This window comes from Leeuwenhoekiella polynyae (genome assembly GCF_004104075.1).
Classification (GTDB): Bacteria; Bacteroidota; Bacteroidia; order Flavobacteriales; family Flavobacteriaceae; genus Leeuwenhoekiella; species Leeuwenhoekiella polynyae.
The window spans coordinates 59,090-72,648 of record NZ_QOVK01000001.1 but is presented as its reverse complement, the minus strand read 5'-3'; the positions used below and the strand labels follow the sequence as shown (position 1 = coordinate 72,648).

Below are 13,559 nucleotides of genomic sequence, written 5' to 3'. Positions count from 1 at the left end.
CATGAACTCACACAGCTAGTTTTCGCTGTGTTCGAGATATCTAAAACTGGAAACGCGTCTATCAAACTTGGTTTATAGATTCCGAAAATGTATCTGATTTAGTATTCAACAATCCTCAAAACCCTTTTACTCCTTTTAAAATATCAGGGTCGAGTTCGATTCCTTCGTTGCCGTGTAAAACAGACATGTCTCCTGTAGATTCTAGGATAACTGCCTTTACCTCAGAAAATCGCAGGGCATTTGCCTCCCTGAGTTTGGCAATTAGATCAGTCTCTCCCACATTGGTTTGTTCTAGGTTTTCATAAAGAATTTTACCGTTATACATCAACATAATGGGATCATTGGTAAGTAAACTGTCTGCCTTTTTAGATTTACGAACTACAAATGCAAAAAAGGATTGAAATGCTACAATGGCTGCAAGAGCCAAACCACCTTTTAATAAAGACTGGTTCGTATTCATAACAACCGAAGCCAATATAGATCCTATTGCGATGGTTGAAGCAAAATCAAAACTCGACATCTTGGCGAACGTGCGCAAGCCCGAGATCCTTGTGATCGCTACAATTATGGTAAAAATAACCAATACCGAAATCAATACTTTTAAAAGTGTAGGGAGTGAGGCGTAAATCCAGTTTTCCATAGGTCTTTTCTCTTTAAGGAGTTAGACTTACAAATTAGGCTAAAAGACCCCGCGGCTCCTTTAGAAATCCTTCAATTTTAAAATTTTTAACGCACTACTGTTAAATATTGTTATTATAAATAAAATACAACTTCAGGCAATATATTTTTATAGAATATAGAGTTCATAAATTTTCAACTAGCAACGCGCCCAATGAACACGGTACTAGCTTCTCCCAGATTCACGGTAAGTGAGCAAAATTCCATTTTAAATACGATAGGCAATACGCCTTTGATTCATTTAAAACAACTAACTGCGCGTTCGGGTATTGATGTATTCGGAAAGCTTGAAATGGCAAACCCCGGAGGAAGCATTAAAGATCGCACTTCATTAAGTATTGTTGAAGAAGGAATCAAGAAAGGAGAAATTACTCCAAAGACTACGCTTGTCGAAAGCAGTAGTGGTAATATGGCTATAGGGCTGGCGCAAGTTTGTGGCTATTACAACATTCCTCTTGTGATTGTTGTTGATCCTAAAGCTAACAACCATACTTTAAAAATTCTGAAAGCCTATGGAGTTCAAATAAATACAGTCACCAAACCCGATAAAAAAGGAGGCTATCTAGGAGCTCGTTTAAACCGAGTCAAGCAGTTGCTTTCAGAAATCCCTCAGTCTCTTTGGACGAACCAGTATGGTAACCGTGCAAATCCTCACGCACATTATAAAACGATGAGCGAGATTACAAGTCAGTTGCCGGATGTAGATTATGTATTTTCTGCTACCAGTACCTGTGGAACCTTAATGGGCTGTGCCACGTATATCAAAGAAAATAATTTAAGAACAAAGCTCATCGCTGTAGATGCATGTGGAAGTGTCATTTTTGGAGACTCGCCCAAAGAACGTTTCATCCCCGGTCATGGCGCGGGCCTTCCTTCTCAATTTTTAAATAAAGAGCTCGTAAATGGCGTAATGCATATTTCTGATAAAGAATGTGTTGAAGGCTGTCAAAAACTTTTAAAAACCGAAAGTATCTTAGCTGGTGGCTCCTCGGGAGCTGTAGTTTCCGCCTTTTTAAAGAGAGCTCCTAGTCTGCATAAAGAGAGTAAGTGTGTATTGATTCTTTGCGACAGAGGAGAGCGCTATCTGGATACAATATATAATGAAGCTTGGGTAACTAAACATTTAAAATAATGGACACCTCCGTTTTCAATGTGGGGATTATTGGTTTAGGTCCTAAAGGTTTTTACGGGTTTGAAAGGCTTTTGGCTGAGATTGATCAATTGGACTATCATACAGAGATGTGCATCCATCTTTTTAATGAATCAGATGCTTTTGCTACCGGCTGGGTTTATGATATCAACCAACCGGAATACCTCCTGATGAATTACCCTAATAAATATATTTCATCTGTTCCCCGTACCGAATGCGATCCTATGATTCCCATGAGCTCATACAGTGAATGGGTTAGTAAGTTTACCGGTAATAGTATTTCATATGAAGAAAAGCAAATAGCACCACGGGCAGCTGTAGGTCGCTATCTGAAATATTATTTCAATCTACTGCTCAAAGCTGGAAGCTCAAGAGTAAAAATTAAAAAACACATTACTACGGTAACCGCAATTAAAAAAGGGGATAGCGGTTTTTATATTGATACTACAACTGGTGCTGGTGCGGGACTCACTTTTAAAACACTGTTACTCACAACAGGTCATAGTCCGGCTATTTCAAGTGCTTACCAAACCGCTTCTAATTGTGAGTACACGATTCCGTTTGTTTATCCTTTTGATAAAAAACTAACGCCTGTAAAATCGGGAACAACAGTGTTGTGCAAAGGCATAGGCCTTACAGCTATTGATACGATTCTGGGTTTGACCGAAGGACGAGACGGAGCGTTCAAAAAATCAGAATCAGGAAGCTATTCGTATATTAAAAGTGGAACTGAGCCCTTTAAAATAATGCCCTTTTCAAGATCTGGAATTCCTATCATCCCTCGAGGAGTAGCTGCTATAAATCTAAAACAAACCAGTTTTTTTCTTAAGCATCTTGTTGAAGATACTTTAAAAAATAAACGGATACTAGATTTTGAAAAACAAGTTCTTCCAATACTCAAAGTGGATATTGAAGCTGAATATTATCATAGACTATTTAAGCACTACCACTACGAATATACTCCTTCAGTAAGTATCGAACATTTTCGTAACGTGCAAAAAGACTTTCATAAGCGCTTTCCAAAAGTCAATCAATTTAAAGCTCAAAGCATTTTATACCCTAAATTAAATCCTGAAAGTAATTTGCAACAAGCAGTCAAAAACTTTTGGGAATTCTGGATCAATGAGTCTGAAAAAAAGGAGAGCCCATATGCGGCAGCCGTTGCAGCTTGGCGTTTTGCAGCTGAGGATTTTAACCGCTTGTACAGCGCTAATGTATTAACTCCTGCTTCTAGATCAATCTTTCAAAATAAGTATTTCGGACTTTTTAACCGGGTTGCTTATGGCCCTCCGGTTCAAAATATTCAAAAAATGCTAGCTTTAATGCAAGCAGGAATTCTTGAATTTTCCTATGCAAAAAGTCCACAGTTAATTGAAAAACGGGATGCCTGTTACCTGCAAACTAAAACTCAAAAAATAGAAATGGACTATGTACTAGATGCCCGGCTTCCCCGTGGTTTTTCTAAGGAAGCCGCAGTACTCTTTAACCCGATTGCTGGGCCTGCTCTTTTTTCACATACGGCAAATCTGAATGCTGTTGAAGTTAAATGTACCCGGCAAGGACATCCGGTAGATGCATCAGGGGCTATCGAAAAAAACATGGTTTTATACGGTACTCCTACAGAAGGTGCCTTATTTGATAATGACACCCTTTCCCGTAAGCATAATGATACCGCCAGTATGTGGGCTAAAAATACGGTCGTTCAATACATTCAATCTAAAACTGCTCTTACAACCTAATTATGAATACTAATTTACCTCCTTTAAAGCCCATTACTTCTCCCTGGATGCATAGCATCATGGAGGATTTTAAACTGCAGGAAGCAGTATTGGAAACCTATAACTCGCCTGTTAACCTGCATCATTTAGGTGCTTTTCAAGATAATATTGCCGAATATAAAAGCATATTAGACACCTACGGTTTTAAATACCAACTCTTTTTTGCGCGGAAAGCCAATAAGTTTAAAAACTTGATTCCTGCAGCTGTTGAAGTCGGAATTGGAATAGACACTGCAAGTTTACCGGAACTTCAACAATGTCTGGATCTTGATGTAAATCCTAAACAACTCATCTCCACCGCCGCGATCAAAAATAAAGCACTTCTGGAGCTGGCTGTGAAGAATAAAGTGCTGTTGATAATTGACAACAAAGATGAACTGGATCAGGTTAGAGCTATTGCAAAATCTTTGAACCAAACTGCCAAAATAGGTATCCGTATTTCAGGATTTAAACATCAGGAAGCTAAACTTTTCAGCCGATTTGGTTTTGACGTAGATGCTGTAATCCCAATTCTAGAAGCCTATTTCAAAAATCCCGATACTCATGAACAACTTAGCGTGGAAGGTTTTCATTTTCATCTGGACGGATACAGTACAGCCCAGCGCGGAGAAGCCTTACACCAGACTCTGGATATTATAGCTAAATTACAGCATGTAAACTTTCCCATATCTTTTATAGATATAGGAGGCGGAATTCTGATGAATTACCTGCAATCGCAACAGGAATGGAATAGGTTTAAAGACACGCTCAAGCAGGCGGTGTTAGAAAAACACGATCCCATAACGTATAACAACGACGGTTTGGGGTATCGCAATAGAGATGGGCACCTGGAAGGCGATCTGGCTACCTACCCTTATTTTAATGAAAATTCTAAAGCAAGTTTCCTCAAAGAGATTTTAGAAACCACCAATACCGAAAATAAAACAGTGGCGCAACGTCTTAAACAAAAAGGTATCGAATTACGTCTGGAGCCGGGTCGTAGCTTGCTCAACCAGGTAGGAATCACTCTTGCACGCGTGGCACACCGTAAAGTAGATGCCAGAGGCAACCACCTTATAGGTCTTGAAATGAATATGTCGCAACTCAAAAGCTCAAGCGCCGACTTCCTCCTTGACCCTTTTATAAGTTATAAAAACCCAAATGCTGATTCAGAAGCCGTAGCGGTATATTTTACAGGAGCGTATTGCCTGGAGCGAGATGTACTTTTAAAACGTAAAATCAGCTTACCTCAACTCCCCGAGATAGGTGATACCGTACTGTTTGTAAATACAGCAGGCTATATGATGCACTTCTTTGAAACGGAAGCGCATTTGTTTGAACGAGCAAAAAATTTAAGCCTGACCAATAACCCAAAAACCTTCTCTATAGATACTATAGAAGAAGAATTATAATCTTAAATATCATGGAAACAGCAATAGGAGTTATCGCGAGTATATTTACAACGCTGGCTGTACTACCCCAGGTGTTTAAGGTTATACAAACAAGATCGGCTGAAGACATCTCACTGTGGATGTTTATCTGCCTGTTGATCGGTGTGGGCTCCTGGACGATTTATGGGATATTCAAAGAAGACTGGCCCATCATCATCACAAACGGACTCTCTTTTCTTTTTAACAGCATCATGGTGTATACCAAACTGGCATATAGTAAGCCCCCTCCAAAATAAGTTTTAGCAACCCAATCTGTTTCTACCTCTTGAGCAACCGCCTTAAGGCAAGCCCGAAGAGGATTAAAAAGAAACTGCTTAACGCTTGATCATCCAATAAAATACCAATCCATTAAGAACACCTATGAACGATTTTTTTACAACAAATAAACGATCCATATTTGGCGGACTCCTAACCTTTCTTTTTTTACTGATCGGTATCTTCCTGTTGGGTAACGTGAGTGGCTATAAAGCGAAAGAACTCATTGAAGCTTCCTTATCCGGAGTGAATATGCTATGCAATACCATTGTATTAGGTTCTGCTACCATTCTAACTTTATTACTAACCCTTCTGGGAATCAGTACCAGTTCAAAGTCTACCCTTAAAAAAGCGCATTATATTCAGGTTTCTAACATTGCCAAAATAGACACGGTACTTTTCATCACCGCCTTAGTTTTATTTCAGATGTTCAACATTCCCATTACAGAATCTGAAGAAGTACCCACCTCTTGGTTTAAGTATTTATACTGGATCACGCTCTTTTTCTCTTCTTTAATTAGTGGAATGATGGTTACGGTAGTACTGTTGCTATACAGTACAGTAACAAATATCATTTCAATCGTTGGCCTGGGTAAAGACCATTACTTGATTTCCGAAGAAGAGATTGAAGAAGAAGAAGAAGAAGAAGAAGAAGAAAAGAACTAAACAAAATACTAACCTATGGATGTCCTTTTAATATTGGGTATTGCGCTTTTGAGCACCGTCTTGATGACCGCATTTAGTTGTATCCTCAGCAAAATACTCGCGCAGAATTTGATTGAACCGTATTGGTTGAATGTGTTGCTCTTTAAAAAAAGAGGATGGCGCAATCCACTGGGGTGGGTAACTCATTATTTAACAGGAATTGGTTTTATGTATTTACTCATTTTCCTTAATGATCTTTATCCACTTTCATTGATCACTACAATTTTAATATATGGATTCTTAGAAGGTGTTTTGGGTATTGTAATGTGGGGGATCCTTTTTAAAATGACCCACTATCCTCATAAACTCAATGTCTCCTGGTACTATGTAAACCTAATAGCAGCGCATATCGTTTTTGCCACAGCAGCACTATGTACCTACTAAAACGCATTCCGCATGGTTTGATCTATTTATACCTCCTACAGCGCTCTAAGCTATTATTTAAGATAATTTTAATTTATCTATAGATATACTTTAACCTTTATTTTGACCATTTGGTGTGTTTTCAACCTAATTTTAGAAAATATACTAACCAAAAGTCTTCGCATAATGGCTAAAGAAAATAAAAGTAAACCAACTTCTAAAAAGATCGATCAGCTTGCTGACAGTACCAAAGATTTTACAGATAAAAACCTTACAACCAATCAGGGTCTCAAAGTAAACGACACCAACAACTCCTTAAAAGCCGGTGAACGCGGCGCCACGTTGCTTGAAGATTTTTTGCTACGCGAAAAGATCACCAGCTTTGACCATGAGCGCATTCCAGAACGCATCGTTCACGCTCGAGGAAGTGGAGCGCACGGATATTTTGAATTGTATGAGAGTATTGAAAAGTATACGAAAGCCGGACTCTTTACAGACACACAACGCAAGACCCCGGTATTTGTACGTTTTTCTACCGTTGCGGGTTCTAAAGGCTCTCCAGATTTAGCTCGGGACGTACGCGGTTTTGCCGTAAAGTTTTATACTGAAGAAGGTACCTGGGATCTGGTAGGAAACAATATGCCTGTCTTTTTTATTCAGGATGCGATGAAATTTCCAGACCTCATTCACTCGGTTAAACCCGAACCGAATAACGAGATCCCGCAGGCGGCTTCTGCACACGATACCTTTTACGATTTTGTTTCTCGTGCTACCGAAACCCTGCACAACCACATCTGGGTGATGAGCGACCGTGGTATTCCGCGTAGCTTCCGTATGATGGAAGGTTTTGGGATTCACACCTTTCGTTTTATAAATAAGGAAGGGAAATCACACTTCGTAAAATTCCATTGGAAACCGGTATTGGGTGTGCATTCGGTTACCTGGGATGAAGCAGTAAAGATCAATGGTGCCGATTCTGACTTTCACCGCAGAGATCTGTGGGACGCTATTGAAGCCGGTCAATATCCCGAGTGGGAATTTGGTATTCAGGTGGTCGCAGAAGAAGACGAACATAAATACGATTTTGACCTGCTTGATCCTACGAAGCTAATTCCAGAAGAACTAGTGCCTGTAGAGATCATCGGTAAAATGACCTTGAATAAAAACCCTGAAAATTTCTTTGCAGAAACCGAACAGGTTGCTTTTTTACCGGGACATATCGTCCCGGGAATTGATTTTACGAACGACCCGCTTTTACAAGGAAGGTTATTCTCCTACCGCGATACGCAATTGTCGCGTTTGGGCAGCCCTAATTTTCACCAGATCCCCATCAACAGACCGGTAGTACCCAGTCATAACAACCAGCGAGACGGACATATGCAGACGGAAATCCCTAAAGGACAAACGGCTTATTTCCCCAACTCCCTAAGTATGGGTTGTCCGCATTTGGCTAAAATGGCCGAGGGCGGTTTTACGCATCACGAAGAACGTATAGACGCGCATAAAATACGCTCACGCAGCGAGAGCTTTAGCGATCACTTTTCACAACCTGCATTATTTTACCGCAGTCTGGCTCCTTGGGAACAAGAGCACGTAGCAGATGCGTATACGTTTGAATTGGGTAAATGCAACCATCAGGACATTCAAGAGCGCATGCTTTGGATCATCAATCAGATAGATGAAAACCTGGCCACTAAAGTTGCAGACGGCCTCGGTTTAAAAATCCCTAAAAAGATTGAGCAGCCTGTAAACCAGGCCATAGGTGCTGATGCTGATGTTGAAAAGTTTCAGCCTCAACCTAAAAAAGACTATCTGAAAAAAGACAATGCCTTGAGTCAGGCAAAGACCAAATTTGACAGCATTGCTACCCGCCAGATCGCGGTACTGGCTGCAGATGGTTTTGAGATGGAAAGTTTTAAACCGTATAAAGCTGCCTTAGAAAAAGCAGGTGCTGTTGTTAAAATTGTGGCACCTCACGGAGGTAGTATTACCTGCGATCAGGATATGGAACATAAAGTTGCTGCTGCGATCATGACCACCGAAAGTGTATTGTTTGATGCCATTTTGGTTCCGGGAGGTGAGAAATCGGTTAAAAGCCTTTTAAAGAAAGGCAAATATGCTAAGTTTATCAGTGAAGCTTTTAAACATTGCAAAGCCATAGCTGTATTAGGAGCTGGAGAAGAACTACTCAAAGAAAGTTATATCAAAAATTACACGAAAGATAAAGCTGTATTTGTAGATGCAAAAGCCCAGGATTTTATTGATGCCATTAAACAGCATCGAAACTGGGACCGTATGGAGACTGCTTCCTCAATACCGGTATAGAATTAAATACTTTTTTAAGCAATAACCCAAAGCAGTATCCGCTTTGGGTTATTTTTTTAAAGAAAAAGGGTTTCAGTTTCAGGATAGTTGTGTTTTTATCTTACCCGATTTACTGATATTCTTTAAGAGGGTTATTTGAAATTCAGTACCCAGTTCTTCATTGCTCAAAACTTTTACAGTTCCGCCATGAGCTTCTGTTACAGTTTTAACCAGGCTAAGACCTAAGCCCCAACTTTTAATCCCTTCTTTTTTTACACGCTTATTCGACTTTAGATAATCAAAAATCTCATCTTGTTTGTGCTCTGGTATAGGTTCTCCAAAATTATGAACACTTATACGCGTTTGATCTCCTAAATCACTAACAGCTATCGTTATGCGTTCTTTACTAGTTCCGTATTTTACAGCATTGGTGATTAAGTTTTCTAAAATTCTTCGTATGGCCATACCATCAAAGACCCCAATAATTTGTGAAGCATGAAAATTTTCAATAATCGTATTCGGAAATATCAATCGGGTCTCCTCAACTACCCACCGTATATCTTTCAGTAAATCACATTCTTTAAAATTGAGCGTTATACCTTCTCCAGCTTCTATAGTGATTGCATCTAGCAGGCCTTCAATTAGTTTTAAAGAAAAATCCAGACTGGTTGCTGTCATTTTAGAAACTTCATGAATTTCATTGATATCGGTTTCTGTTTTAAGCATTTCTAGTGCTACTTTTGCTGCTGAAAGGGGGTTCCTAATATCATGTGCAAGCATGCTTATCAACTTTTCTTTCATGTCATTAATAGAATCACTAAAAGATCGAGCAGATTGAACCATTGCAGTTTGAATTACATAATGCAGAACTAAACCTACATTTACATCATATGAATTTCGCTCTCTCAAAAATGCTGTGATCACCTCATTAAAAACTACATATTCTTCTAATATACTAGCTATGGTGTAATTAAGTGTAGTTGCTCTATGCCTTCCATGGTCTTCACTATTCGTTAAGATGCCTTTATAACTTTCCTCATTTTTTATATTGATAAGATCATCCTGTCCCTCTAATATAACTGCGATATCATTCAGCAGATGCGGAAGTTGATTCCTCAAGACTAAGCTTTTGGTATTTTTAGAAACCTCAATTTCTTTGATAACCTTTTCTTCCCACATGTTAATAATGGTGTCGTTATTATTCTCAATTAACTTAGCAATATCGTTCATATCGATTCTCTTAAACTTTTTAGTTGGTTGATTAAAATAGTATTGCAAAAATTCAAGATTGAATACGTGTATAAAGACTTCTAACTCAAATAAACGACTTGGGGTAAAACTTAAAAACTACAGTGTAAAATACTTAAAAACAATTGATTAAATATTCAAATAAATACAAATTTTTAAAATAAATTGGTTTTAAAGAATCTTTTTTCAACGATTTGTTGAGGTATAAAAAGAAGTATCCCGTTTGCTGTTGTATGCAAACGGGATACTTAAAACATAATTTAAAATAATAAATGGGATTTGATGTTAAGCTCCTACCACTTCTCCCCCATTCACATGAATAACCTGTCCGGTTATATAGCTGCTGTCTTCTGATGCCAGAAATACATAAGCGGGCGCAACTTCACTGGGTTGCCCGGCTCTGCCCAAAGGCACGTCCTGACCAAAATCTGATACCTCATCAAAGGTTGCCGGGATTAACGGCGTCCAGATCGGCCCCGGAGCCACGCCATTGACGCGAATATTTTTGGGTGCCCACATTTTACTCAGGGAACGGGTAAAGGTTGTGATAGCTCCTTTGGTACTGCTATAATCCAGCAGGTGCGATGAACCTCTGTATGCGGTTACCGAAGTGGAATTGATCACACAGTCTCCACTTTCAAACTGACTTTCTAATGCCTTGGTAAAGAAAAAATACGGATAAATATTGGTCTCAAAAGTTGTAGCCAATTGGTCTTCGTCGATCTCAGAAACCGTATCCTTTGGAAATTGCACTGCTGCATTGTTAACCAAAATATGAATGTGTCCCAGCTCTGAGCGGGTTTGTGCAACAGCCTCTTTACAAAATTCAGCATCCCGCACATCCCCTTCGATCAAAAGACACTTCTTTCCGTGTTCTTCTACCAGCTTCTGAGTATCTAATGCGTCTTCGGTCTCTGATTTATAAATAATCGCTACAGAAGCCCCCTCTATGGCAAAATGAACGGCCACACTGCGACCGATGCCGCTGTCTCCGCCGGTGATCAAGGCTACTTTATTTTTTAATTTACCCGAACCGGTATAGCCCTTCCGTACAATTTCGGGCTGCGGGTTCATGTCTTTTTCACTACCGGGTAACTCTTGTTCCTGTTCCGGAAATTTTGATGGTTTTGTCATGATATAGGTTGTTTGAGCTTATGATCTATTATGCGCCTCTTTTCTTAGGCTTATCATCGGTATTACCGTATTGATTGGTATGTTTATCTTTTAAAGGTCCTTTGTCGATGGAGTCCTTATTTTCTTTTTTATCGTTTTTCGACTTTTCATTTTTAGCACTCATAATTTATAGATTTAGATTCGTAATATGTATTTATAGTTAATTGCTTCACGCGCAAAACAGGTTGCTGCTTCTGATCTTGTGAATCACAGCGCATTTATTCCACGTAGTTTTTAGATACCTGATAGGTTTCGATCCCTTTTACAAACTGGTTGATCCCGCTCAATTGAGCGTACAAGGTCTTTTGTAAGGCATGGTCCTCCAATTGACTCACATAATGTGATAGCACCTGTAGTTTCTGATTCTCATATTTTTTAATACAAAGCCCCTGATACGTAGTGCAGGCAGCCTTCTCCCGTATGGCAGACGCTTGCCCATTAGCATTCAGGTTTTTAGACCTATTATCTTTTAAAATGCCTGCTATTACCATATGGGAAGCTCTTTTAAGCTTAAAAAGCTTTTCAAAAAGGTAAGATTCATACAGATAAAGGCTGCGCTTGTGTCTATCGAAGTAATCAGATTGATCTCTAGCAAGCTGATCGGCTATCGTTTCAAGCAGTAGTACATCCCGGGTATTGATCGAAAAGGATTCCATAATACTACCCTTAAATACTTGTGTCAGAATACTCCTCAGTATTGGGAACGAGGTACAGGGATTTGAATGCCTGTGTGTGTTGATCTATATAGTCGATCTTAATTTTAAATGTGCTGCTCATTGCCTCACTCAAAAACGCTCCGGTCTGTTCCTCAAAACCGCCATATTCGGTGTGAGAGATCTTAGAGATAGTTGTCATAGCTACAGCACGCAGGCGCTTGCGCTCGTTCTGGGTGCAGTCGTAACGCTTTAGCAGTTTGTTTAGCGCACGTTCAAAATGGGAGTTTGGAGAAGTCTTCATATTAAATATTGTTTTTAATCGTACATTAAATGTATTGATAACTTAAAATAATACAACTGTAAAAAATGCCAATTGAGAAAACTTTAATAGCCTATCAAAAAGTCTTGTTAATGCGTGAATAAATAGTATTCAAACCATTCAAATTCAGAATCGATATAGACTTCAAGCAGCTCCAGGTTTGGATACCCGATTTGTATAGCATTATACTACCAAACCCGCATGGTTAAATGAATCAAAATCCTTCGGTTCAGATTAACCATAGGAAGCACAACAAATAATCAACAGCGGGCTAAAAATTGAACATAGAACTTCCATTCATCTCCCTGTTCATTATTTCCATCGATACGGCAAAGCATGTCTTTGAGCGAGTTGATGCGGCTAGAAACCAAAAAAATAGAAGCTTATTTTCTTGCCCGCCAATTCAATTTCGCATTCAAGAAGCTTAGCGTAAAACGATGTTGAATCCAGTTCAGCACGACGCCTTTAATTTAAATCTATTGTTTCCACCTGCTTCATATCGCGTTTGTGCTGAGGTTTAAACAGCATAATTCGTCTGGTGTCCAATCACAACTCCCTTACTTTGAAGGAAGGCTTGGGTGAATGTTTTAAAAAATAATGCCCATCTTGGCTCTTCAGGCATTCGTTAAGTATTCCCTAATTCAAATAGTATTAACAAAATGCTCAATTTAAATCTTCATTAAAAGACTTACCTTGAGTAATCTGATTTTAAATAAAAGACTATGCGCTCAATTTGGAATGGTTCAATAAGTTTTGGTTTGGTTTCCATACCTATAAAAATGTATTCCGGCTCGGAGGACCGCAAGTTGGATCTCGATATGCTTGACCGCCACGACAATGCGCGTATACGCTACAAACGCATTAACGAAGAAACCGGAAAAGAAGTAGAATGGAAGGATATCGTTAAAGGTTTTAAGCAGGATGACGGATACGTAGTCCTTGAAAAGGAAGACTTTGAACAGGCCAACCTCAAAAAAAGCAAAACCATCGATATCGAGGAATTTATAGACGAGGTTGAAGTTGCCGATGTTCTTTTTAAAAAGCCATATTTTCTCGAACCGCAGAAAGAAGGAGGGAAATCGTATAACCTGCTACGAAACGCATTGAAAAAAACCAAAAAACTAGGCGTGGCCACCTTTGTGATGCGTCAAAAAGAGCATCTTAGTCTGGTAGGAGTTTACGACAATGCTTTGGTTTTGCATGTGATCAGGTTTGAAGACGAGATACGCGATCCTGGGGAACTCAAATTATCCAAGACTAAGGTGACTAAGAAAGAAGTGGATATGGCTATCTCGCTCATAGAAAACTACACCGAGACCTTTGATTTTGCTAAATACAAAGACGTATACAACGACCAGTTGATGAAAATTATCAAGTCGAAGTCCACCGGAAAAGTAAAGGAGCCTGAAAAATTTGAAAGCAAACCCACTCCCGCAAAAGACCTGATGGCACAGCTAAAAGCCAGTCTTGAGAAAAAGAAAAAAAATAAAGCTTCCTGAT

The 13,559-nt window shown here is 39.2% G+C and carries 14 protein-coding genes; 8 read left to right on the top strand and 6 right to left on the bottom strand.

The window, feature by feature from the left end:
- Positions 1-115: 115 nt before the first annotated feature.
- Complete coding sequence (locus DSM02_RS00290) at positions 116-640, bottom strand: DUF421 domain-containing protein (RefSeq protein ID WP_128763776.1); 525 nt, start codon at positions 638-640, stop codon at positions 116-118.
- Positions 641-832: 192 nt separating this feature from the next.
- Between DSM02_RS00290 and sbnA the strand changes: the two genes are divergently transcribed.
- The 7 genes from sbnA (at position 833) to DSM02_RS00255 (ending at position 8,684) form a co-directional block, all read left to right on the top strand.
- On the top strand, positions 833-1,810 hold the full coding sequence (gene sbnA, locus DSM02_RS00285) for a 2,3-diaminopropionate biosynthesis protein SbnA (protein WP_128763775.1): 978 nt from the start codon (positions 833-835) through the stop codon (positions 1,808-1,810).
- Positions 1,810-3,567 (top strand): FAD/NAD(P)-binding protein, encoded by a 1,758-nt coding sequence (locus DSM02_RS00280; RefSeq protein ID WP_128763774.1) that lies wholly within the window; start codon positions 1,810-1,812, stop codon positions 3,565-3,567. Before sbnA ends, DSM02_RS00280 begins: the two co-directional genes overlap by 1 nt.
- A gap of 2 nt (positions 3,568-3,569) precedes the next feature.
- Positions 3,570-4,997, top strand: coding sequence for a Y4yA family PLP-dependent enzyme (locus DSM02_RS00275; protein WP_128763773.1), 1,428 nt, complete (start codon positions 3,570-3,572; stop codon positions 4,995-4,997).
- Positions 4,998-5,008: 11 nt separating this feature from the next.
- Positions 5,009-5,272 (top strand): SemiSWEET family sugar transporter, encoded by a 264-nt coding sequence (locus tag DSM02_RS00270; RefSeq protein WP_128762057.1) that lies wholly within the window; start codon positions 5,009-5,011, stop codon positions 5,270-5,272.
- A 124-nt stretch (positions 5,273-5,396) separates the two neighbouring features.
- Positions 5,397-5,957, top strand: a complete 561-nt coding sequence (locus DSM02_RS00265) for a hypothetical protein (protein WP_128763772.1) — start codon at positions 5,397-5,399, stop codon at positions 5,955-5,957.
- Positions 5,958-5,972: 15 nt separating this feature from the next.
- Positions 5,973-6,380 (top strand): hypothetical protein, encoded by a 408-nt coding sequence (locus tag DSM02_RS00260; protein ID WP_128763771.1) that lies wholly within the window; start codon positions 5,973-5,975, stop codon positions 6,378-6,380.
- A 165-nt stretch (positions 6,381-6,545) separates the two neighbouring features.
- Positions 6,546-8,684 carry a catalase gene (locus DSM02_RS00255; RefSeq protein ID WP_128763770.1) on the top strand — a complete coding sequence of 713 codons (2,139 nt, stop codon included), beginning with the start codon at positions 6,546-6,548 and terminating at the stop codon, positions 8,682-8,684.
- Between the two features lie 78 nt (positions 8,685-8,762).
- On the opposite strand, the gene DSM02_RS00250 is transcribed toward DSM02_RS00255, so the two are convergent.
- The 5 genes from DSM02_RS00250 to DSM02_RS00235 form a co-directional block, all read right to left on the bottom strand.
- Complete coding sequence (locus DSM02_RS00250; protein WP_128763769.1) at positions 8,763-9,893, bottom strand: sensor histidine kinase; 1,131 nt, start codon at positions 9,891-9,893, stop codon at positions 8,763-8,765.
- A gap of 303 nt (positions 9,894-10,196) precedes the next feature.
- On the bottom strand, positions 10,197-11,045 hold the full coding sequence (locus tag DSM02_RS00245; RefSeq protein WP_128763768.1) for an SDR family oxidoreductase: 849 nt from the start codon (positions 11,043-11,045) through the stop codon (positions 10,197-10,199).
- Positions 11,046-11,073: 28 nt separating this feature from the next.
- Positions 11,074-11,208, bottom strand: coding sequence for a hypothetical protein (locus DSM02_RS20645; RefSeq protein WP_262707827.1), 135 nt, complete (start codon positions 11,206-11,208; stop codon positions 11,074-11,076).
- A 94-nt stretch (positions 11,209-11,302) separates the two neighbouring features.
- The gene (locus DSM02_RS00240; protein ID WP_128763767.1) at positions 11,303-11,740 is read right to left on the bottom strand and encodes a hypothetical protein; all 438 of its coding nucleotides are present in this window, start codon (positions 11,738-11,740) and stop codon (positions 11,303-11,305) included.
- Between the two features lie 10 nt (positions 11,741-11,750).
- A complete protein-coding gene (locus tag DSM02_RS00235; protein ID WP_128763766.1) occupies positions 11,751-12,041 on the bottom strand; it encodes a hypothetical protein in 291 nt (96 codons plus the stop codon).
- Between the two features lie 740 nt (positions 12,042-12,781).
- On the opposite strand from DSM02_RS00235, the gene ku reads away from it, so the two are divergent.
- Positions 12,782-13,558: a non-homologous end joining protein Ku gene (gene ku, locus DSM02_RS00230; RefSeq protein ID WP_128762049.1), complete on the top strand. Its 777-nt coding sequence runs from the start codon at positions 12,782-12,784 to the stop codon at positions 13,556-13,558.
- Position 13,559 lies beyond the last annotated feature (1 nt).

Bases quoted from the DNA above. Each gene is read 5' to 3' on its own strand.
- ku (WP_128762049.1), top strand. From the start codon at position 12,782: ATGCGCTCAATTTGGAATGGTTCAATAAGTTTTGGTTTGGTTTCCATA.
- DSM02_RS20645 (WP_262707827.1), bottom strand. From the start codon at position 11,208: ATGAGTGCTAAAAATGAAAAGTCGAAAAACGATAAAAAAGAAAATAAG.
- DSM02_RS00280 (WP_128763774.1), top strand. From the start codon at position 1,810: ATGGACACCTCCGTTTTCAATGTGGGGATTATTGGTTTAGGTCCTAAA.
- sbnA (WP_128763775.1), top strand. From the start codon at position 833: ATGAACACGGTACTAGCTTCTCCCAGATTCACGGTAAGTGAGCAAAAT.
- DSM02_RS00255 (WP_128763770.1), top strand. From the start codon at position 6,546: ATGGCTAAAGAAAATAAAAGTAAACCAACTTCTAAAAAGATCGATCAG.
- DSM02_RS00290 (WP_128763776.1), bottom strand. From the start codon at position 640: ATGGAAAACTGGATTTACGCCTCACTCCCTACACTTTTAAAAGTATTG.
- DSM02_RS00250 (WP_128763769.1), bottom strand. From the start codon at position 9,893: ATGAACGATATTGCTAAGTTAATTGAGAATAATAACGACACCATTATT.
- DSM02_RS00265 (WP_128763772.1), top strand. From the start codon at position 5,397: ATGAACGATTTTTTTACAACAAATAAACGATCCATATTTGGCGGACTC.
- DSM02_RS00260 (WP_128763771.1), top strand. From the start codon at position 5,973: ATGGATGTCCTTTTAATATTGGGTATTGCGCTTTTGAGCACCGTCTTG.
- DSM02_RS00245 (WP_128763768.1), bottom strand. From the start codon at position 11,045: ATGACAAAACCATCAAAATTTCCGGAACAGGAACAAGAGTTACCCGGT.
- DSM02_RS00270 (WP_128762057.1), top strand. From the start codon at position 5,009: ATGGAAACAGCAATAGGAGTTATCGCGAGTATATTTACAACGCTGGCT.
- DSM02_RS00275 (WP_128763773.1), top strand. From the start codon at position 3,570: ATGAATACTAATTTACCTCCTTTAAAGCCCATTACTTCTCCCTGGATG.
- DSM02_RS00235 (WP_128763766.1), bottom strand. From the start codon at position 12,041: ATGAAGACTTCTCCAAACTCCCATTTTGAACGTGCGCTAAACAAACTG.
- DSM02_RS00240 (WP_128763767.1), bottom strand. From the start codon at position 11,740: ATGGAATCCTTTTCGATCAATACCCGGGATGTACTACTGCTTGAAACG.